Source organism: Desulfuromonas acetexigens (genome assembly GCF_900111775.1).
Classification (GTDB): Bacteria; Desulfobacterota; Desulfuromonadia; order Desulfuromonadales; family Trichloromonadaceae; genus Trichloromonas; species Trichloromonas acetexigens.
Window position 1 is genome coordinate 108,159 of the sequence record NZ_FOJJ01000040.1, and the last position, 21,077, is coordinate 129,235.

At 59.9% G+C, this 21,077-nt stretch carries 18 protein-coding genes; 15 read left to right on the plus strand and 3 right to left on the minus strand.

What is annotated here, in order from left to right:
- Nucleotides 1–48 precede the first annotated feature (48 nt).
- The 9 genes from mreC (at nt 49) to BQ4888_RS16255 (ending at nt 11,342) form a co-directional block, all read left to right on the plus strand.
- The gene (mreC, locus tag BQ4888_RS16215) at nt 49–870 is read left to right on the plus strand and encodes a rod shape-determining protein MreC (protein WP_092058573.1); all 822 of its coding nucleotides are present in this window, start codon (nt 49–51) and stop codon (nt 868–870) included.
- Nucleotides 867–1,388 carry a rod shape-determining protein MreD gene (gene mreD, locus BQ4888_RS16220; RefSeq protein ID WP_170232917.1) on the plus strand — a complete coding sequence of 174 codons (522 nt, stop codon included), beginning with the start codon at nt 867–869 and terminating at the stop codon, nt 1,386–1,388. The genes mreC and mreD overlap by 4 nt, the downstream gene beginning before the upstream one ends.
- Entirely contained in the window at nt 1,385–3,523 is a 2,139-nt protein-coding gene (mrdA, locus tag BQ4888_RS16225) for a penicillin-binding protein 2 (RefSeq protein ID WP_092058577.1), read from the plus strand. The genes mreD and mrdA overlap by 4 nt, the downstream gene beginning before the upstream one ends.
- A gap of 5 nt (nt 3,524–3,528) precedes the next feature.
- Nucleotides 3,529–4,626: a rod shape-determining protein RodA gene (rodA, locus tag BQ4888_RS16230; protein ID WP_092058579.1), complete on the plus strand. Its 1,098-nt coding sequence runs from the start codon at nt 3,529–3,531 to the stop codon at nt 4,624–4,626.
- 90 nt (nt 4,627–4,716) lie between these two features.
- A complete protein-coding gene (gene amrS, locus BQ4888_RS16235; RefSeq protein WP_092058581.1) occupies nt 4,717–5,730 on the plus strand; it encodes an AmmeMemoRadiSam system radical SAM enzyme in 1,014 nt (337 codons plus the stop codon).
- 35 nt (nt 5,731–5,765) lie between these two features.
- On the plus strand, nt 5,766–6,521 hold the full coding sequence (locus tag BQ4888_RS16240) for a DUF4197 domain-containing protein (protein ID WP_092058583.1): 756 nt from the start codon (nt 5,766–5,768) through the stop codon (nt 6,519–6,521).
- A gap of 77 nt (nt 6,522–6,598) precedes the next feature.
- Complete coding sequence (locus tag BQ4888_RS16245; protein WP_092058585.1) at nt 6,599–7,177, plus strand: nitroreductase family protein; 579 nt, start codon at nt 6,599–6,601, stop codon at nt 7,175–7,177.
- 6 nt (nt 7,178–7,183) lie between these two features.
- The gene (locus tag BQ4888_RS16250) at nt 7,184–8,461 is read left to right on the plus strand and encodes a 4Fe-4S dicluster domain-containing protein (RefSeq protein ID WP_092058587.1); all 1,278 of its coding nucleotides are present in this window, start codon (nt 7,184–7,186) and stop codon (nt 8,459–8,461) included.
- Between the two features lie 184 nt (nt 8,462–8,645).
- Complete coding sequence (locus tag BQ4888_RS16255) at nt 8,646–11,342, plus strand: cation-translocating P-type ATPase (protein ID WP_092058668.1); 2,697 nt, start codon at nt 8,646–8,648, stop codon at nt 11,340–11,342.
- Nucleotides 11,343–11,524: 182 nt separating this feature from the next.
- Here the strand turns inward: BQ4888_RS16255 and BQ4888_RS16260 are convergent, their stop codons facing one another.
- Nucleotides 11,525–12,085: a cytochrome c3 family protein gene (locus BQ4888_RS16260; protein ID WP_092058588.1), complete on the minus strand. Its 561-nt coding sequence runs from the start codon at nt 12,083–12,085 to the stop codon at nt 11,525–11,527.
- Nucleotides 12,082–12,954: an NHL repeat-containing protein gene (locus BQ4888_RS16265; protein WP_092058590.1), complete on the minus strand. Its 873-nt coding sequence runs from the start codon at nt 12,952–12,954 to the stop codon at nt 12,082–12,084. The genes BQ4888_RS16260 and BQ4888_RS16265 overlap by 4 nt, the downstream gene beginning before the upstream one ends.
- Before the next feature lie 339 nt (nt 12,955–13,293).
- Between BQ4888_RS16265 and BQ4888_RS16270 the strand changes: the two genes are divergently transcribed.
- Complete coding sequence (locus BQ4888_RS16270) at nt 13,294–13,698, plus strand: exosortase system-associated protein, TIGR04073 family (protein WP_240746372.1); 405 nt, start codon at nt 13,294–13,296, stop codon at nt 13,696–13,698.
- 56 nt (nt 13,699–13,754) lie between these two features.
- On the opposite strand, the gene mnmM is transcribed toward BQ4888_RS16270, so the two are convergent.
- The gene (gene mnmM / locus BQ4888_RS16275) at nt 13,755–14,363 is read right to left on the minus strand and encodes a tRNA 5-(aminomethyl)-2-thiouridylate-methyltransferase MnmM (RefSeq protein WP_205748036.1); all 609 of its coding nucleotides are present in this window, start codon (nt 14,361–14,363) and stop codon (nt 13,755–13,757) included.
- Between the two features lie 174 nt (nt 14,364–14,537).
- On the opposite strand from mnmM, the gene rpoH reads away from it, so the two are divergent.
- The 5 genes from rpoH (at nt 14,538) to BQ4888_RS16300 (ending at nt 21,011) form a co-directional block, all read left to right on the plus strand.
- A complete protein-coding gene (gene rpoH, locus BQ4888_RS16280; protein WP_092058592.1) occupies nt 14,538–15,386 on the plus strand; it encodes an RNA polymerase sigma factor RpoH in 849 nt (282 codons plus the stop codon).
- Between the two features lie 111 nt (nt 15,387–15,497).
- Entirely contained in the window at nt 15,498–16,235 is a 738-nt protein-coding gene (locus tag BQ4888_RS16285) for an outer membrane protein assembly factor BamD (protein ID WP_170232918.1), read from the plus strand.
- 366 nt (nt 16,236–16,601) lie between these two features.
- Nucleotides 16,602–18,173 (plus strand): succinyl-CoA:acetate CoA-transferase ScpC, encoded by a 1,572-nt coding sequence (gene scpC, locus BQ4888_RS16290; protein WP_092058596.1) that lies wholly within the window; start codon nt 16,602–16,604, stop codon nt 18,171–18,173.
- 585 nt (nt 18,174–18,758) lie between these two features.
- Complete coding sequence (gene scpC / locus BQ4888_RS16295; RefSeq protein ID WP_092058598.1) at nt 18,759–20,345, plus strand: succinyl-CoA:acetate CoA-transferase ScpC; 1,587 nt, start codon at nt 18,759–18,761, stop codon at nt 20,343–20,345.
- A gap of 147 nt (nt 20,346–20,492) precedes the next feature.
- On the plus strand, nt 20,493–21,011 hold the full coding sequence (locus BQ4888_RS16300; protein ID WP_092058601.1) for a peptidylprolyl isomerase: 519 nt from the start codon (nt 20,493–20,495) through the stop codon (nt 21,009–21,011).
- The last annotated feature ends 66 nt before the right edge of the window (nt 21,012–21,077 follow it).

Consider the following 21,077-nt stretch of genomic DNA (forward strand, 5'->3'; position numbering starts at 1 on the left):
GAAGAGGGCCATCGGCCCTCTTTTGCATGGTAGAGAAAGTTTCCGCGGATGTTTGATCTGCTGCGAAAATACCGAACCGTTCTCTTGGTCGCCGTCATGGTCCTGGCCGCGCTCCTGCTCTATTCGCAAAATCTGCGGCGAGTCGAGGACCGAACCAATCTTTTCGAGCGGTTGATTCTGCAAATCATGGCCCCGGCCCAGACCGGCCTAAAAACGGCCATCGACCGTATCGTCGGCATCTGGGACCGGTATCTCTGGCTGGTCGAAGCCGAAGCGGACAACCTGCTCCTGCGAGAAGAAAACCGCCTGTTGCGCAGCGAACTCGGCACCCTCCAGGAATTGCGCCTGACCAACGAACGCCTGAGCAAACTCCTCGACTTCCGCGACCGGCAAGCGCTCACCGCCCTCCCCGCCCAGGTCATCACCGAAGATGCGACCAGCTGGTTTCGCACGGTGATGATCGACAAAGGGAGCAACGCCGGCATTCGTGAAGGGATGCCGGTCGTCGTCGCCGAAGGGGTGGCGGGACGCATCATCCGCACCGCCCCCAACCAGGCCCGGGTGCTGCTGATCACCGACGCCTCCTCGGCGGTCGCGACCCTCATCCAGCGTAACCGCAGCCGCGGGGTCTGCCGGGGGAGCGGCACCGGCCTCACCTTCGAGTTTGCTCTGCGTGAGGAGGATATCGAGGTCGGCGATCAGGTCATCACCTCCGGCAATGGCGGAGTCTTCCCCAAGGGCCTGCCGATCGGGAGCGTAGTGCGCGTCGAGCGGGAAGAGTACGGCATGTTCCAGCAGGTCGAGGTTGCCCCCGCCGTCGACTTCTCCCGGCTCGAAGAGGTGCTCGTGTTATTGGAGGAGAATCCGTGAAGCGCGGAGCGGGCTTTTTTCTGCTCAGCCTCTTGCTGCTCTTTCTGCAAGTGGCCGTTCTGCCCCGACTGCTGCCGGACCATCTTAAACCGGACCTGCTCCTTTTGGTCGTCGCCTACCTGGGGCTGACCCAGAACTGGTTGCGCGGCGGCCTGTGCAGTTGGTACCTGGGCTCCCTGGAAGACGTCTTCGCCGGCAGCGACTTCGGCCTCTTCGGTATCACCTTTCTGCTCATCTTTCTCCTGGTCAAGACCGGGGCGGGGCGCTTCAACACCGAAAACCCCCTATTGTTGCTGCTGCTCGCCTTTTTCGCGACGATGGTAAAAGGGATACTGCTCAGCGTCCTGCTGCTGCTCTTCGCCGATGCCGGACGGCAATGGCCGCTGCTGCTGCACATCATCCTGCCTGAAGCGGTCCTCAACACCTTTTTCGCTCTTCTTTTCCTGTGCTGTCTGCCGCGCCGCCACGGGGAAGGGCGGAGCAGACGGCAAAGCCTCTCCCGCGGATTTTCGCTATGAGCCTCAACGGCGGCTGGGAAGATAACCCCGGCCTAAAAAAACGCTTCATGCTCCTATCCCTGGCGGTGGTTCTGATCTTCCTGCTGCTAGTGCTGCGTCTCTGGTATCTCCAGATCATCGGCGCCGACCGCTATCGCGAGCTTTCGGAAAAAAATCGCATCCGCTACATCCCCGTTGCCGCGCCGCGCGGTCCGATCTACGACCGCAACGGCGAAATCCTGGTCGACAACCGCCCCTCCTTCATCATTTCCGTGCTGCGCCAAGAGGTGGAAGACAAGGACGCCCTGCTGGCACGTCTCGCTCAAATTCTCGGGGAAGATCCGGCGGAACTGGAAAAGCGCTGGCAGAGCGGCTCCCGCTTTCCCCGCTACCGCCCCTTTCCCCTGGCCGAGGATGTGAGCCGCGAACGCCTTGAAGTCATCCAGGAAAATTCCGTGAACCTACCGGGAGTCCTGACCGAGGTGCGTCCCTTGCGTTCTTACCCCCACGGCGAACTCGGCGCCCATCTCTTCGGCTATCTCGGTGAAATCACCCAGAAGGAGCTGCAGAGCAAGCCCTTCAGCAGCGGCTATCGGCCCGGCGACTTTGTCGGCAAGCGCGGGCTGGAAAAGCTGCTGGAAAAGTATCTGCGCGGCATCGAAGGGGAACGGCTGCTGGAGGTGGATGTCAAGGGTCAGGAGCTACGCATCCTGAAAACCCAGGAGCCGCAACCAGGAAACAAGGTCTTTTTGACCATCGACCGGAAATTGCAGGCGGCCGCCGAGGCCGCCTTCGGCGAGGAAGCCGGCGCGGCGGTGGTGATCCATGTCAAAACCGGCGCGGTGCTCGCCCTGACCAGCCGCCCCGCCTTTGATCCCGCTCTCTTTGCCCGGGGCATCTCCGGCAAGGAATGGATCGAGTTGCTGCAGAACCCCCGTCATCCCTTGCAGGATAAAACCATTCAGGGCCAGTATCCGCCGGGTTCGACCTTCAAAATGATCACCGCCCTGGCGGCGCTCAAGGCCGGAGTGGCCTATCCCTCAACCACCGTCGACTGTGGCGGCGCCCTGAGCCACGGCAATCGACGGTTCCGCTGCTGGAAGCGGGGCGGTCACGGCCGGGTCGATCTGAAGCGGGCGCTCAAGGAGAGTTGTGATGTCTGGTTCTACAAGGTTTCTCTCGATCTCGGCATCGACCGCATCGCCGCCATGGCCCGCGCCTTCGGCCTCGGCATTCCCCTCGGATTCGCCCTCGAAGGGGAAAAAACCGGGCTGATCCCCGATCGCCAGTGGAAACAGCAGCGGCACGGCACTCGCTGGTACGATGGCGAGACGGTCATTGCCTCCATCGGCCAGGGCTATGTTCTGACCACCCCCTTGCAGCTGGCGGTCATGACCGCCGGCATCGCCAACGACGGCATTGTGCTGCGCCCGCAGGTCATCAGCCGCATTGAGGACCTGGCAGGAAACATCCTGGAAGAGATGCATCCGGAAATCCTCAATGACGCCCAACTCAACCCCAGCGATCTCCAGGTCGTCAAGAGGGGGATGGAAGCAGTCGTCAACGAACCGGGCGGAACCGCCTACAAAAGCCGTCTGAATGAGATCCGCATTGCCGGAAAAACGGGGACCTCGCAGGTGGTCAAGCTCAAGGATGACCACGCGCCGAAACGGGAGATCGCCTACCGATTCCGCGATCACGCCCTCTTCGTCGGCTATGCTCCGGCACAAGCCCCGGAGATCGCCGTGGCGGTGTTGCTCGAACATGGCGGCAGCGGCGGCAGCAACGCCGCCCCCGTGGCCCAGAAGATCTTCGCCAGCTACTTCGACGTCCCCATTCCCGTCCATACGCCCCCCTCGTCGCCCGCCCCGGCGCCCCCCCCGCTGCCGACAGAGGATTTACCGCCCGCTCCGAGCGCTGCGGTGAACGGCCTGCCTTTGCAAGGGATGAACCCGGTTCCGGACGGACTGCTCACGACGCCAGCGCCGGCAGGAGGGCCGGCACAGGCGAACCCCCTGCCGACCATGGTCGGCACAGCCCTGCCGCCCGCACCTCCCGCCCCCGCTCCGAACTTCCCACCCGCGCCCCCGGTTGCGGCCGAGCGGAGATTGCCGCCGGAGATCGGAGAAATCGTTCCGGAAGCGGAAGGAGACTGAACGCCATGTTCGACCGCAGGCTTTTGACCCATTTCGACTGGGTGTTGCTGCTCACCGTCTTGACGGTGGCGGCCATCGGCATCCTCAATCTGTACAGCGCCACCTCGATCTGGACCGGCGCCGGGCCGCCGATTTACCTCAAGCAGATCTATTGGCTGGGGATCGGGCTGACCATCGCCCTGGGGGTGAGCAGCGTCGACTACCGGCATCTGGAATATTGCGGCTTCTTCCTCTACGGCCTGACCCTGTGCCTGCTGCTGGCGGTCCTGCTGGTGGGCAAGACGAGCATGGGCGCCACCCGCTGGCTGGACCTGGGCGTCTTCAATCTCCAGCCCAGCGAAATCATGAAGATCGTCATCATCATCACCCTGGCCCGCTATTTTTCCCAAAAGGGCAATCTGCGCGGCTATTCCCTGCGGCAACTGCTCGTCCCCTTCGCCCTGCTCGGTGTGCCGGCGGTGCTGATCATGAAACAGCCCGATCTCGGCACCGCCATGATGGTCATCTTCATCGGCGGCACCATGTCCCTCTTCGCCGGGCTCCGCCGAACGACCCTGGCGGTGCTGGCAGTCCTCGGCTCGTCGGCGGCGGCCGGCGGCTGGTTCCTGTTGCGTCCCTACCAGAAGCAGCGGATTCTGACCTTCCTCAACCCCGAGCACGATCCCCTGGGGGCGGGCTACCATATCATCCAGTCGAAAATCGCCGTGGGCAGCGGCGGCTTCTGGGGCTCGGGCTTCATGCAGGGAACCCAGTCGCAGCTCTCCTTTTTGCCGGAACGGCACACCGACTTCGCCTTTTCGGTCTTCGCCGAGGAATGGGGCTTTACCGGCTCGCTGATTCTGCTGGGCCTCTATCTTTTTCTCATCATCTGGGGGATCTACATCGCCCGCCGCGCCTCGGACATGTTCGGTATGATGCTCGCCCTGGGGGTGACGGCCATGATCTTCTGGCACATCGTCGTCAATCTGGGGATGGTTATTGGCCTGCTGCCGGTGGTCGGGGTGCCCTTGCCCCTCTTCTCCTACGGCGGCACCAGCATGGTCACGACTATGATCGGCACCGGGCTGCTCCTCAACATCAGCATGCGTCGCTTCATGTTCTGACCCTTTTTCCCGTCCGAATCCCCGGCCAGGGGGGCGCTCGATCCATCTTCTGCTATACTTGGCTCCGTCCATTTAGTGGAGGTGAAACCGATGCGCGAAGCCATGTTCTGGGAAAAACTCGACAGCGACCGGGTCCGTTGCGGCCTCTGTCGCCATGCCTGCGTCATCCCCCCGGGGAAGCGCGGAATCTGCGGGGTGCGGGAGAACCGGGAGGGGCAACTGCTCTCCCTGGTCTACGGTCGGCTCATCGCCGAAAATATCGACCCCATCGAAAAGAAACCCCTCTTCCATTACCGTCCCGGCTCCCGCAGCTATTCGATCGCCACCGTCGGCTGCAACTTCCACTGCCGTCACTGCCAGAACGCCGAGATCTCCCAGTGGCCACACACGGGACGGGCGATCCCCGGTCGCGAGGTGCCACCGGAAGAGGTCGTCGACGCCGCCCTGGATGCGGGTTGCCGCAGCATCAGCTACACCTACACCGAGCCGACCATCTTCTACGAATACACCTATGACACCGCCCTCCTCGCCCACGAAAAGGGACTCGGCAACATCTGGGTCAGCAACGGCTACACCAGCACCGCCGCCCTGGAGCGGATCGCCCCGGTGCTCGACGCCGTCAATGTCGACCTGAAAGGCTTCACCGAAAAATTCTACCATGAGGTCGCCGGCGCGACCCTGAGCGGAGTGCTGGCGACCCTTCGTGACTATCGCCGCCTCGGCATCTGGCTGGAAATCACCACCCTGATCATTCCCGGCGGGAACGACAGCGACGAGGAACTGGCGGCCATCGCCCGCTTTATCGCCGAAGAGTTGGGTGATCAGATCCCCTGGCACGTCACCGCCTTCTATCCGACCTATAAAATGCTCGACCACCCGCCAACGCCGACAGCCACCCTGCGCCGCGCCCGGCAGATCGGGCTGGAGGCGGGGCTGAAGCATGTCTACGTCGGCAACGTGCCGGACGCCATCGGTGAAAACACCTATTGCCCGACCTGCGGCGAACTGCTTATCGAACGGCACGGCTTCCGCCTGGGGGAAATACATTTGGAGCATGGCGCGTGTGGCAAATGCCGAACGCCGCTCACGGGCGTGTGGGACTAATCCATCAACAGAAAAACGACAAGGAGAACCACGCTATGCAAAACCTGAAAAAGAACGCCTCATGGCTGATCGGCGGCTGTGCGTTGGTGCTGGCTCTGGGCGGCTGTCTTGAAAGCTCGGGAACCGGCGGCCAGCTTGCGAGCAACGTCCTGCGGAGTCTCTCGACCTCGGGCACTCAGGCCGCCGGACTGGATGAATCGACCGTCGCGGCCGGCCTGAAAGAGGCACTGCGGGTCGGATCGGAACGGGCGGTGGCTTCGACCTCGACGACCGACGGTTTTCTCGGCAATCAGTTGATCCGCATTGCCATGCCCGATGAGCTGGCGACGGCGGCCAAGACCCTGCGGGCGGTCGGTTTCGGCGGCCAGGTCGACGCCTTTGAAGTCGGCATGAACCGCGCCGCCGAGAAGGCCTCGGCCGAGGCCAAGCCGGTGCTGGTCGACGCCGTCTCGCAAATGACCCTGACCGACGCCATGGGCGTCCTGCGCGGCGGCGACACCGCCGCTACCGACTACTTCCGCGGCAAGACCTCCGACAGCCTGCGCGCCCGCTTCATGCCGATCATCAAGGACAAGATGGGGCAAGTCGGCCTCTACCAGCAGTACAATCAGCTGATGAGTTCCTACACCGCGCTGCCGCTGGCGCAAAAACCCTCTTTTGACCTCGATGGCTATGTCGCCGACCAGGGATTGAACGGCCTCTTCACCACCCTCGCCCAGGAAGAGAAAAACATCCGCGCCAACCCGGCGGCGCGCACCACCGATCTGCTGCAAAAGGTCTTCGCCCAATAATCGATAACAACCTGCCTCCCCCGCCCCTTCCCGCCTCCGGCGAAGGAGCGGGGGTATGTTTCTGGAAAGAGAGAACCATGCCCGGCACCCTCCATAACCCCCGCACTCCGCAGGTCGAGGTCGACTGCCTCTTCACCGACCGCTGGTCTCCCCGCTCCTTTCTGGAAGAGCCCCTGAGCCAAGACCAGATTTCCGCCCTGTTCGAGGCGGCGCGCTGGACCCCTTCCTGCTACAACGAACAACCCTGGTTTTTCCGCTACGCCGTCACCGCCGCCGACCGGGAACGCTTCGCCTCGGCCCTGGTCGAACGCAACTGTTTGTGGGCGACGAAAGCCCCCCTGCTGATCTTTGTTTTGACCCGGCTGCATTTCACCGGCAGCGGCGAGATCAACCGCCACGCCGCCTTCGACGCCGGTGCCGCCTGGATGGCCCTGGCCCTGCAGGCCCGCCGCCTGGGATTATACGCTCACGCCATGGCCGGTTTCAGCCGCAAACGGGCCTTCGAGGTACTCGGGGTGGCGGCGGAGGAGTTCGACATTCTCGCGGCGGTGGCGGTGGGTCGGCACGGCCCCGCCGACCGCCTCCCCGAGGAATTGGCGGTCATCGAAAAGCCCAACGAACGCAAGGGCCTGGCCGAGGTGGCGCGGGAAGGATAGTTTGCTATGGCGCACCTGACCAGCCGCTCCGGCTATCGCCTGCTGGAAGAACGCCTGAACCGCTTCCCCCAGGGGACAACCCCCTCCGAACTCCTCGACCGCATCTTCTCCCTGCTCTTCAGCGACGAGGAAGCGCGCCGGATGGCGCAATTGCCCCTACGCCCCTTTTCGGCGGCGCGGGCAGCGCGCGCCTGGAAGATCGGTCTGACTGAGGCCGAAGAACTGCTCGACCGCCTCGCTTCGCGGATGCTGCTGATCGATATGGAGATCTATGGCGAGCGCCTCTTCGTGCTGCCGCCGCCGATGGTGGGGTTCTTCGAATTCGCCCTGATGCGCACCCGAGACGATCTCGACCAGAAACTGCTGAGCGAGCTCTATCATCAGTACATCGACGTCGAGAACGATTTCATCCGCAACCTCTTCGTCGGCGGAGACACCCAGATCGGCCGGATGCTGGTGCGGGAATCGGCCCTTTCGGCAGAGCAGTCGTTGCATGTGCTCGACTACGAGCGGGCCGGCGCCATCCTCCGCGACGCCCAGCATATCGGCGTCGGCCTCTGTTACTGTCGGCACAAAAAACAGCACCTCGGCACCGCCTGCGCCGCGCCGTTGGAGACCTGCCTGAGCCTCAACCGGGCGGCGGGCTCTCTCATCCGCCACGGCTACGCCCGCCGGATCGAAGTGACGGAAGGACTCGAACTGCTGCACCGCGCCCAGGAAGCAAAGCTGGTGCAGTTCGCCGAAAACGTGCGTGAGGACGTCAATTTCATCTGCAACTGCTGCGCCTGCTGCTGCGATGCCCTCGGTGCCGCCCGCCGCTTTGCTCCCCTGCATCCCATCCATACCAGCAACTTCATCGCCGCCGTCAGCGAAGAGCGCTGCAAGGGGTGCGGGCGCTGCGTCGCCGCCTGCCCGGTCGACGCCATCACCCTCGCCACCGCCCAGGCCGACGGCTTCGGCCGCAAGACCGCCCGCGTCGACGCCGCCCGTTGTCTCGGCTGCGGCCTCTGCCCGAGTTCCTGCCCCTTCACCGCCCTGCGTCTCGATCGCCGTCCGCAACGGGTCATCACCCCGGTCAACGCCGCCCACCGCATCGTCCTCATGGCCATCGAACGGGGCACATTGCAACACCTGATTTTCGACAATCAGGTGCTTTTCAGCCACCGCGCCCTCGCCGCCCTTCTCGGCGCCATCCTCAAACTCCCCCCGGTCAAACGCCTGCTCGCCGGTGAGCAGATACGGTCGAAGTATCTGGAGTCTTTGTGTCGCAGATGGGATGGCTGAGGAAGACCGTCCCAACGATCACGGAAAGCAAGTCAGAATGGGAAGACTTGCGGTGACATGGGGCAAGGTCGTTACACTTGAATTCAAGAAAATATCACACGTTTTGGGCCATGATGTTTCCCGGAAACCGCGCGGAGGGATTGCCCGAATGAAACTGTCCACCAATTTTTTGAAGGATAACAGCATGCAGCAACCCCATCGTCTGAACGCCGAGAACGTGTTGGAAAATCTCGAAACATCCCCGCAGCAAGGGTTGTCGTCGGCCGAGGCGTCGCGCCGGCTCAGCTTATACGGTCCCAACGAACTGATCGAAAAGGGAAAGAAAAAGGCTTGGCGGATTCTGTTGGCCCAGGTCAAGGAAGTCATGATCCTGATTCTGTTGGTCGCCGTCGTTATTTCGCTGGCACTTCAGGAATATATCGATGCTATCGTCATTTTCGTCATCGTGGTGCTCAACACGATCCTGGGATTTTGGCAGGAATTCAAGGCCGAAAACGCCATGGCGGCCCTCAAGAAAATGACCGTCCCCCATGTGCGGGTACGGCGCGACGGCGCAGAGCAGCAAATTTCCGCCAAAGACCTGGTGCCGGGAGATATCCTCCTCATCGAAGCCGGGAACATTGTGCCGGCCGATGCCAGGCTGATCGCAGCCGTCAACCTCAAAGTCCAGGAAGCGGCCCTGACCGGCGAATCCGAATCGGTGGAGAAAGATACCGACGCGATGCCGGACGGTGAACGGGCCTTGGCCGACCGTAAGAACATGATTTACCGGGGCACGGTAGTGACCTACGGGCGCGGCGAGGCCGTGGCCACCGGCACCGGCATGCAGACCGAATTGGGGAAAATTGCCACCATGCTTCAGGATGTGGAGGATGAGCAAACCCCGCTGCAACAGCGGTTGGCGAAACTTGGCAGATCGTTGGCCATCGCCGCCGGTGTGTTGATCCTCATCGTTGCCGGCATGCTCTATCTGCAGGGCGCGGGCTTGAAGGAAATATTCATGACGGCCATCAGCATGGCGGTGGCGGCAATCCCTGAAGGCCTCCCGGCTGTCGTCACCATTGCCCTGGCCCTGGGCGCACAGCAGATGTTGAAGAAAAATGCCTTGATCCGGCAACTTCCGGCGGTGGAGACCTTGGGTGGGGTGACCGTGATCTGTTCCGACAAGACCGGCACCCTGACGCAGAATAAAATGACGGTTTCGGAGGTGGTGCTGCCGAAGCGCCGCTATTCTCTCGATGAAGCGGCGGCCAAAGAGGGCGGAGATGCCGACCTTGACCTGCTCTTGCTGGCCGGGATGCTCTGCAACGATGCCGTCATCGACGAAAATGCCCAAAACGGCATTCTCGGCGATCCTACCGAAGGCGCGCTGGTGCTCGCCGCTCAGCAGGCGGGATGGGTGCAGCGCGATCTGCAAGCCATGCTGCCACGGGTTCGCGAATGGCCCTTTGATTCCGAGCGCAAACGCATGTCCACCGTCCACACCCTGCCGCCGGCTTCCCAGCGGACAACGCTGCCCCCGGTTCTTGCCGCCGACGGCGACCAGGGCCAGGCCGATCATCTGGTGCTGATCAAGGGGGCGACCGACGGCTTGATCGAGGTGTGCAACCGGATCTTGACGAACGGCGTCGTTCATCCATTCAACGAAGCAGAAAAAGAGGAAATTTCAGCGGAAAACACCGCGATGGCCCAAAAAGGCGTTCGGGTTCTCGGCTTGGCCTATCGGTTGATGGACGCCGAAAGGTTGGACCAGACGGCGGAATACGAGCAGGATCTGGTCTTTCTGGGGATGGTCTGCATGCTCGATCCGGTGCGCCCCGAAGCGATTGAATCCGTTCGCCTGTGCAAGCAGGCCGGGATTCGACCGGTCATGATCACCGGCGACCACCCCCTGACGGCCGTCGCCATCGCCAAGGATTTGGGCTTGACGACCACCGATAGGGTGCTGACCGGGCAAGACCTCGACAAGATGACCGTCGACGGGCTCAGCGCCAGAATCAAGGAGGTTTCCGTCTTTGCCCGGGTTTCGCCCAAGCATAAGATGATCATTATCGATGCCCTGCAAGCACAGCACGAGATCGTCTCGATGACGGGTGACGGCGTCAACGATGCACCGGCGCTGAAATCCGCCGACATTGGTGTCGCCATGGGGATTACGGGGACCGACGTCAGCAAAGAGTCCTCCGACATGGTCCTTCTGGATGACAACTTCGCCACCATCGTCGCCGCCGTCAAAGAAGGTCGCCGCATTTACGATAATATTCGCAAATTCGTCCGCTATATCCTCACCGGCAACACCGGTGAAATCGTTGTCATGCTTGCCGGTCCGCTCATGGGCATGCCGTTGCCGCTGCTGCCGATTCAAATTCTCTGGATCAATCTGGTGACCGATGGCGTGCCGGCCGTGGCTTTGGGATTCGAAGAGGCCGAGCGCGATGTGATGAAGCGGCCTCCGTACAATCCGCAGGAAAGCATTTTCGCTCGCGGGCTGGGGTGGCAGATCCTCGTCATGGGCCTGATCATCGGTCTGCTCTCGGTGGGAACCGGGTACTGGTTCTGGAATGGCGGAACCGGTTCGAACGCCTGGCAGACCATGGTCTTTACCATGCTGACGTTCTGCCAGATGGCCTATGCGCTGTGTGTGCGTAAGCAAACGCAATCGCTTTTTACCCAATCCTGGTTCAGCAATCCGGTGCTGTTACTGGCCATTGGCGTCACCCTGGGCCTGCATTTGATCCTTGTCTATGTCCCGTTTTTCAACACCGTCTTTCGCACCACCCCGCTGCAGCCGTCGGAACTGGGGATTTGCGCCCTGGGCCCCCTCGTCATCATCCTGATTTCGGAATCGAAAAAGCTGTTTCTGCGCAGAAAGCTGCGCTGAGAACGCACCCCTGATTCCGGCGGCAGCGGCAAGGCACCTCTGAGGACGGCGGATGAAATGGCTGAGTTCGGGATGAGTTTCGGGATTGGAAGACGCGGGATCAGGAAGGATGTGTCCAGGTGGTGCCCCCTCGGCGGCAATTCCCCGCTGAACAGAGTGGGGATTTGCCGCCGAGGGGAGTGCTACCGCAGAAAGTAATTGCCATGATTATGGCAGCTGGTGCAGGTGGTGTCGACCTGATGGGTATGGGTGCCGTCGGCCGTGTTGCGGTGGAACCGGGTCAGGGTGTGGCAGGTTTCGCAGGCCCCGTCATAGTCGGGGCTGCCTTGGATAAAGGCGGTGCGGTTCTCGAAGACGACGTTGCGAATCCCGCTGTTGGGGGTAGGAATGCGCGCCACGCCGAGATCTTCGAGGTCCAGCCCGACCAGCGCGATATTTTCACCGCCTTTCCAGTTCGGGAGGTTGTCGTGCGGGTTGTGGCAATCGAGACAGGTATGGCGAAAGCTGGGCGCAGTGGTGCTATCCGTATGCACCTCGGCCTTCAGCGTGGAGATGCCGCCGGGGCCATGGCAGGAAAGACACAGGGCTTCGACACTCGCGGCATTGAGCAGAGTATCCCCCAGCGCCAGGTGGGTGGTGTGGCAATAGGTGCATTGATGGGCGGAAATCAAAGCGTCGGCGCGGTCAGCGAAGACGAGCAGCCCGGCGACGAGCACCAGAGAGAAAGCCAGATTGCGGATCATGGCAGCACCTCCGCAAGACTGAAACGACTGAGACAACCGGCCCGGTTGTTGGTGACCAGAACGTCCCCGCCGGGGAGCAAATACGGATCGAGGGGCAACTGCAGCTTCTCCCCGGACGACGAGGTTTCGAAGGAAGCCAAAAGCGCGCCGCTCGCGCGATCAAGAACCAGCAGCCGCCCGAGGAAGCTGTCGACGAGAAAGACCTTGCCATCGCTCCCGATGACCCCCTGCGGTCGCAGGAAGGTCGTGCTGGAACTGAACATGCCGGTCTTTTGGCTGCCCGGGATTCTCGCCAGTTGCGTCCCTTCGCCGTCGAAAATATAGACCGCCGGCGGAATCCCTGCCTCGGGACGCCCGAAGTCGCTGACCAGCAGTTCACGCCGCTGCGGATCAAAGCTGAGCGCCACCGGTTGGGCCAAGTCCGCCGCGCCGACATTGAAGAGATAGTCGCCGTCGAGGCTAAAGGCCTTCACCGCCCGATCCCGGCAATCGGCGACAAAGAGCCTCCCGCCTTCACGGTCAATCGCCAGATCGTTGGGAATCATGCTGCCCACCTCGCCGATGACGCGGAGGACGTTGCTCCCGCTGCGGTAGACTTCCACTTGCCCGCGACTTTCATTTCCGACATAGAGCAGACCGTCGGCCCAAACTACCCCGAGAGGCTTACCGTCGATTCTGAGTTTGCGCCGCTCCTTGAGGTTCTTCAGGTCGACATGAATGATCGCCTGCCGGCGGTAATCGGAAACCAGCACCGTCCCCTTCGGCCCCTCGGTCATGCGCACGGGCGAAGACGCCGCCCCCGCGAGGGAAGAGAAAAAAAGTGGCAGTCCAAGAAAGACAAGCCCAAGGATGATTGATTGGTGTCTCATGAAATTCACTCCCCTTCCGGCAAGACCCGATCGAGAGAAAACCCGTCCAAAATCCCGGGGGAAAACGTATCTGATTGAATTATAGCAGGAAAGCGTCCCTCGACGATACCCTCGCAAGAAATTCGGCAACAACGGGACCGCCTTCCATCAGGAAGGAGGAAGATGGAGGGATGAGCCCCAGGGATGAAAAAAGCAAGACGCGGAAATGATCATGACGCCTGAGCGGGCGGACAGGTTGACGATTTATCGCCTTGCGCGGCGGACGTGCCCTGCTATATAGTCAAAAAGACGTGGACAAATCCGATTATCCACGAACATTTCATCCATCAGGAGGAGACGATGCCGAAACACCTGTTGATCTTCATGTCCATGCTGCTTTTTCTGTTGACGGCCGCCGTCGCTCCGGCCCTGGCCGTGAGCCACGCCGAAAAGGATTACATTGATGATGTGCTGGAGCCGGAAACCTATATGGAAAAATCCTCCTTCAAACTCCTGCGCGGGCTGACCAACATGGTCACCAGCCCCGGCGAAATCCCCAAACAGATGGTGCTCACCATCCGCGACCGGGGTGCCCTCGGCGTTCCTTTGGGATTTCTCAAAGGCATCGGCATGACCGTGATGCGCGTCGGCATCGGCGCCTGGGAAACGGTCTCCTTCCCTGCGCCAAACAGCATGGAGGGGGATTTCGCACCGATCATGAATCCGGAATTCGTCTGGAATCCCTCCCCTCCGATTCGCCGTTGATCACGTTTGATCCTTATCCATAAAAGGCCGGCCGGGATTTCCGGGCCGGCCTTTTTTCATCCACGTCGTTCCACCACCAGCAGATACGGAGCCTGCCGCCGGTTCGCCACCTGTAGCCGCAGAATGTGCCAATAGCGGGACGACAGTCCTTGCAGCCATTCCTCCACGGCCCGGCACTCCTCTTCCCCTGGCGGGTGGCCGATGTAGACCACCAGCGCCATCCGCCCCCCAATCGCCAGTAAATCGAGGGCTTGCCGCAAGGCTTCCAGTGTTATTTCAACGCGTGTCGTCAGCCCGGGATCGCCGCCGGGCAGATAGCCGAGATTGGCCATGATCCCCCGCGCCGGTCCCTGGGTGTATTCCGTCAGTCGCGCATGACTGTCATGCACCAGGCGCACCGTCCCGGCATCGCCTTGACCGTCGAGAATCCAGGCAATCCCTGCCTCGGTGAGGCGCGCCCCAGTGTGTTGCAGCGCTTCTAATTGTACGTCGAAGGCAAAAACCCGACCTTCGGATCCGACCTGGCGGGCCAGAAAGAGGGTGTCGGTGCCGTTGCCGGCGGTGAGATCGATGGCCAGATCGCCGGCCTCGAGTACTTCCGCCACCAACCGCTGCGCCCAGCGCACCATGCGGATCAGCGAGGGTTCCTGTAGTGTTTTTCGCATCGGCTTTTCCTTCGGATCGTTTGCTTCCCCACCCGGACGGCCAGGTGCCCGATGGATTGGTCTCATAATCCCTCCCCTTGCAACCCTTTATAGAATTTGCTATATATTTAGCACTCACCGAATCAGAGTGCTAACAACCCGACGGAACGGAAGTTTCCGCGAAAGGAGTCAAGGATGAGTTTAGCCAATCCTCCTTTAGTGATCGATAGCCTGGATCATTATCTGGCAAGAATCAAGCAGTTTGAACTCCTCGACCGGGATGAGGAGACCGCCTTGGCGCGCCGCTATCGCCGGGATGGCGATCTCGAGGCCGCCCATCGCCTGATCTGCGGCAACCTGCGCTTTGTGGTCAAAGTCGCCAACGAATATCGCGGCTACGGCATGAAGATGCTCGATCTGATTCAGGAAGGGAACATCGGCCTGATGATGGCGGTGAAGAAATTCGATCCGGATCGGGGCATCCGGCTGATTTCCTATGCGGTCTGGTGGATTCGTGCCTATATCCAGAACTACATCGTCAAGACCTGGTCGCTGGTGAAGATCGGCACCACTCAGGCCCAGAAAAAACTCTTTTTCAAGCTCAAGCAGACGCAGGCGGCGCTGTTGCGCCTGACCGGCCGGGAGGATGGCGAGGAGATCGCCCAGACCCTCGATGTGCGCACCGACGAGGTTGAAGAGATGAGCCGTCGCTTGGCCGCCCGCGAGACCTCGCTGGATGTGGAACTGATCGAGGGAGAGCATTTTACCCTCATGGATACGCTGGTCGATGACACCCCCGACCAGGAATCCCGGCTGATCGAAGATGAACATCGCCGGCGGCTGTCCAGCGAAGTCCACCAAGCCTTTGACTGCCTCAACGACCGGGAACGGAAAATCATCCAGGAAAGGATTCTGGACGAATCACCTCGAACCCTGCAGGAGTTGGCCGACGATTTTGGCATCAGCCGGGAGCGTGTGCGCCAGCTTGAAGCGAACGCTTTGAGCAAGCTGCGGGGAACGCTCGAAGGCTTGCGCACAGCCTGATCCCCCTCGTTATCGGCGGGGGGAAAGGGGCGAATGTCATTGACAAAAGCCCGGCCATCCCGTACTTTCTAGCGACTTTTGACTCTCTCGGATCCAAGGATGAACCCGTTGATGAAAAAACTGCTCAGCGCCCTGCTTCTGCTCCTGTTGGCCACCGCCTGTGCCTCGACAGTGGTCCCCCCGCCCAAGACCGCCGAACATTATCTGGAGGAGGGTGAGGCCAATTTCGAAAAGGGCCGCTACGAGGACGCCATCGCCAACTGGGAAAAGGTCAGGGACAGTTATTTTTCCCCCGAACTCAACATCCTCTCCGAGTTAAAAATCGCCGAAGCCTACTTCCTGAGTGAACGCTATGTTGAAGCGGCCACGGCTTACGAGGACTTTCTCAAGCAGCACCCCGACCATCCTCGCACCGCGGATGTCCTCTTCCAACTTGGGCTTTCCTATTTTCACCAGATGCTCTCGGCGGACCGCGATCAGACCGCGACCCGTAACGCCCTTTCGACCTTCACCGATCTGCAGAAACGCTTCCCCGACTTTTCCCGGGCCGATGAACTGACCACCAAGATCGCCCAATGTCGAGAGCGGCTGGCGGAACATGAAATCCTGGTCGGCCAGTTCTACCTGCGCACCAAACAGTACCAGGCGGCGAGCAATCGCATCAGCGGGGTTCTGGCCGAAAATCCGGACTACCCGAAAAAAGACGAGGCCTATTTCCTGCTCGGACATGCCTACCTCATGCTCGAACAGCGGCAGCGCGCGGCGGATGCCTTCAACTCCCTTTTCCGCGAATATCCCGCCAGCGACTATGTGCTGCAGGCGCAGAAACTGGTAGAAAAAAACTACTGATTTCAGCCACCACCGCCCTCCATCCCGCTCCTCCACCCCCGCGCTAAAAACGCGGGGGTTTTCTTTTGCCTCCCAGGCCCGAAACAGACCATCTTCCACTGCCGGAAGCACAGAATAACCTATATATGGGATTTTAAATTCGATGTTAGTTAATTTTCACATGATTGGAATATTTTATCTTTTCCCTTGACTTAATGATGCGACAAGTTGTAGAAAAAACCATCACTGATTGTATACGGTATACACAACCGGAGACATCAGCGACCAGCCCGGCGCGCTATCTATGCGAAACGGGCTTTTCCGTGCGAACCAAGGGCCGCGGACCATGAAGAGCGCGCCCCTATCCAAACCCCGATGGAGGAAAGCATGTCTACCCTGGAAAGTCGCATCCGCCGCAAGTCCCTGCTGAAAAAAGTGGTTCCCGTCGAGGACACCATCCAGTATTTCAAAAACGGCATGAACCTGGGCTGGTCGGGCTTCACCCCCGCCGGCTACCCCAAGGCGATCCCCATCGCCCTGGCCGACCACGTCGAAAAGAACAACCTGCAGGGCAAGCTGCGTTTCAATCTCTTCATCGGCGCCTCCGTCGGCGCGGAAACGGAAAACCGCTGGGCCCAACTGGATATGATCGACCGCCGCTGGCCCTATCAGACCGGCAAGGACATCGCCAAGGGGATCAACGAAGGGCGCATCCGCATGGGCGACAGACACCTCTCTCTCTTCGCCCAGGATCTCGGCTACGGCTTCTATACCAAGGATGAAACGGGCAAAGGCAAAATCGATATCGCCATCATCGAAGTTTCGGCCGTCACCGAGGATTGCGGTCTGGTTCTGACCTCCTCCTGCGGCGTGGTCGGCGAAATTCTCGCCATCGCCGACAAGATCATCCTCGAAGTCAACACCGGACAGCCCTCCTTTGAAGGGATGCACGATATCGTCATGTCCCAGGACCCGCCCCATCGCCAGCCTTACCTGATCAGCAAAGCCAGCGACCGCATCGGCACCACTTACGTCCCTTGCGACCCGGACCGGATCATCGCCGTGGTTGAATCGAAGCACCGCGACAAAGGCCGCGCATTCGCCGAGCAGGACGATACCTCCGAAGCCATCGCCGCCAATATTCTCGATTTCTTCGCCCATGAAGTCAAAGCCGGCCGTCTGCCGAAAAATCTGCTTCCCTTGCAGTCGGGCGTCGGTTCCATCGCCAACGCCGTGGTCGGCGGATTGGCCAAAGGCCCCTTCTACAACCTGAGCGTCTACACCGAAGTTCTGCAGGACACCATGCTCGACCTCTTCGATTCGGGCCGCCTCGACTTCGCTTCTTCCTGCTCTCTGTCCCTGTCGGAAACCCCGGGCTTCCCCCGGTTCTTCGACAACATGGACAAATACAAGGACAAGATCGTTCTGCGCCCCCTCTCTATCGCCAACGCTCCCGAGCCGATCCGTCGCCTGGGATGCATTGCCATGAACACCCCGATCGAGTTCGACATCTATGCCCACGCCAACTCGACGTTGGTTGGAGGCACCCGGATGATCAACGGCATCGGTGGCTCCGGCGACTTCCTGCGCAACGCCTACCTGTCGATCATGCATACGCCTTCGGCGCGCCCGACCAAGACCGACCCGACCGGCATCACCTGCGTCGTGCCGAAAGCGCCGCACATCGACCACACCGAGCATGACCTTGACGTTCTCGTCACCGAGCAGGGCCTGGCCGACCTGCGCGGCCTGGCGCCGAAGGATCGCGCTCAGGAAATCATCAACAAGTGCGCCCACCCCGATTACAAACCGATTCTCCAGGAATACTTCGACCTGGCCAAGAAAACCTGCCTGGCCAAGGGGATCGGCCATGAACCGCAACTTTTCGACCGCTGCTTCAAAATGCAGATGAATCTCGCGGCGAAAGGGACCATGAAGGTCGACAACTGGGACATCTGATCCACGAACCCGAAAAACGTAACAAAAACGCCCCCGAGCCGACAGGCCGGGGGCGTTTTTGTCATATCCACCCTATCCCCCCCCTCCATCGGGTAAAACCTCCCCTTGCTCCATCCCCGACCTCCCCCCATCAATGGGATTTTTCTTCCGCACAAACCCCCAAGGGCTCTGTTTCTCAAGGGCAAACAAGCACCTTCGCTACAAAACAATGGTTCAGCGCTGGAGATTGGCATAGGGATATCCTTAAAATAACATTAGCAAAGCCAAACCGGAAAAAAGGGATGAAAACACAGCCCACACAATCATCCAACACCTCGTTTTTATTGCTCTTCTTAAGAGATCGCTTCACTCAAAAGCGAGAGAAGAAAATCACTTAAGGTTGTTTTTACCATGAATGAATCATGAAAAATTTTTCTTGACTCTCTTTGCGGGCGCATTATATAAGCTTCACATATAACAGGATTTTAGAAACTGCAGAGAAGATGAGGGTTCATGCCTTTTGGCTGGCGAGATCCCCTGAACCGCTCAACGGTCAGCAAGGGTCTTCCGGGTTATCCGTAATTTTCAATGAAGGAGAGAGAACGTATGTCTGATTTCGGCACACTGGAAAGTCGCGTTCGTCGCAAGTCCCTGCTCAGCAAGGTCTGCAAGGCTGAAGACACTATCAAGTATTTCCAAGCCGGCCAGAATTTGCTGTGGTCGGGCTTCACCCCCGCCGGCTACCCGAAAGAAGTCCCCATCGCCCTGGCCAACCACGTTAAGGCCAACAACCTGCAAGGCAAGATGAAGTTCAACCTCTTCATCGGTGCCTCCGTCGGCGCCGAAACGGAAAACGTCTGGGCGGAACTCGACATGATCGACCGCCGTTGGCCCTATCAGACCGGTAAAAACATCGCCGCCGGCATCAACGCCGGCCGCATCCGCATGGGTGACAAACACCTTGGTCTCTTTGCCCAGGACATCAGCTACGGCTTCTACACCGAAAACGGCCGCTATGACATCGGCATTATCGAAGTTTCCGCCATCACTGAAGACTGCGGTCTGGCTCTGACCACCTCCTGCGGTATCGTCGCCGAAGCCATCAACCTGTGCGACAAGATCATCATCGAAGTCAACACCGGACAGCCCTCCTTCGAAGGGATGCATGACATCCACATGCAGCAGAAGCCGCCGCATCGCGCGCCCTTCCTGATCACCGAAGCCGGCTCTCGCATCGGCACCCCCTACGTCCCCTGTGATCCGGATAAAATTATCGCCGTGGTCGAGTCGAAGCGTCGTGACAAGGGACGCGCCTTCGCCGACGAAGACGACACCTCTGCTGCCATTGCCGGTCACATCATGGATTTCTTTACCCATGAAATCAAGAAAGGCCGCCTCCCTGAGAATCTTCTGCCTCTCCAGTCGGGCGTCGGGTCCATCGCTAACGCTGTCATCGGCGGCTTGGCAAAAGGTCCCTTCTCCGACCTGACCGTCTTTACGGAAGTACTGCAGGACACCATGCTCGACTTCTTTGACGGCGGCAACCTGAAGGTTGCTTCCGCCTGCTCCCTCTCCTTGTCTGAAGATCCGGGATTCCCGCGGTTCTTTGATAACTGGGAAAAATATTTCGACAAGATCATCCTGCGCCCCCTGTCCATCTCCAACGCCCCCGAGCCGATCCGTCGTCTGGGCTGTATCGCCATGAACACCCCGGTCGAGATTGACATCTTCGCCCATGCCAACTCCACCTTGGTCGGCGGTACCCGTATGATTAACGGCATCGGTGGTTCCGGCGATTACCTGCGCAACGGCTACCTGAAAATGATGCATACTCCGTCGGCTCGTCCGTCCAAAACCGACCCGACCGGCATCTCCTGCGTTGTGCCGCACTGCTCTCACATTGACCACACCGAGCATGACCTCGATTGCGTCATCACAGAACAAGGCCTGGCCGACTTGCGTGGATTGGCGCCGAAAGATCGTGCACGCAAGATCATTGAGAAGTGTGCCCATCCCGATTACAAGGATCAGTTGACCGAGTATCTGAAAATTGCCGAGAAGGAATGTCTTGCCAAGGGCGTTGGCCACGAGCCGCAACTGTGGGACCGCGCTTTCAAAATGCATCTCAACCTGGCCCAGAACGGCACCATGAAGGTCAAGAACTGGGATGTGAAAGTCGATCTCTGCGAATAATCGACTTGACCGCTCAACTCAAGCCCCGCCGGATTTTCGGCGGGGCTTTTTCGTATCCAGCCCGCCACTCTTCGTTGACGCCCCACGGCCCATCTGTTAAATTCCGTGACATATCAATCAAGCCCAAGCCAAGGAGAAAATACGATTATGAGTGAAGAGAAAAACCCCGTTGTGCTGATGGAAACCTCCATGGGGAACATTAAAATTGAGTTGAACCAGGAGAAAGCCCCGATCACCGTGCAGAACTTCCTCGACTACGTGGATGCCGGTTTTTATGAAGGGACCATCTTCCACCGGATTATCGACAACTTCATGGTTCAGGGGGGGGGTATGACCCCGGACATGAAGGAGAAGAAGAATCGGGCACCGATCAAGAACGAGGCCGACAATGGCCTGCCCAACACGCGCGGTAGTCTCGCCATGGCCCGCACCCAGGTCGTCGACAGCGCAACCTCCCAGTTTTTCATCAATCTGGTCGATAACACCTTCCTCAACCACCAGTCAAAAACCCCCGCGGGTTATGGCTACGCGGTCTTCGGCCAGGTCATCGAAGGCATGGAGGTCGTCGACGCCATGCGTAAGGTAAAGACCGGCAACAAAGGTTTTCATCAGGATGTTCCCGTGGAAGCGGTGACGATCGAAAAAGTCAGTCGGGTTGCCGAATAACCGAGCTCAATACTCGCCATCCCAACGAAAAAGCCGGAATTCATCGAATTCCGGCTTTTTCGTTGG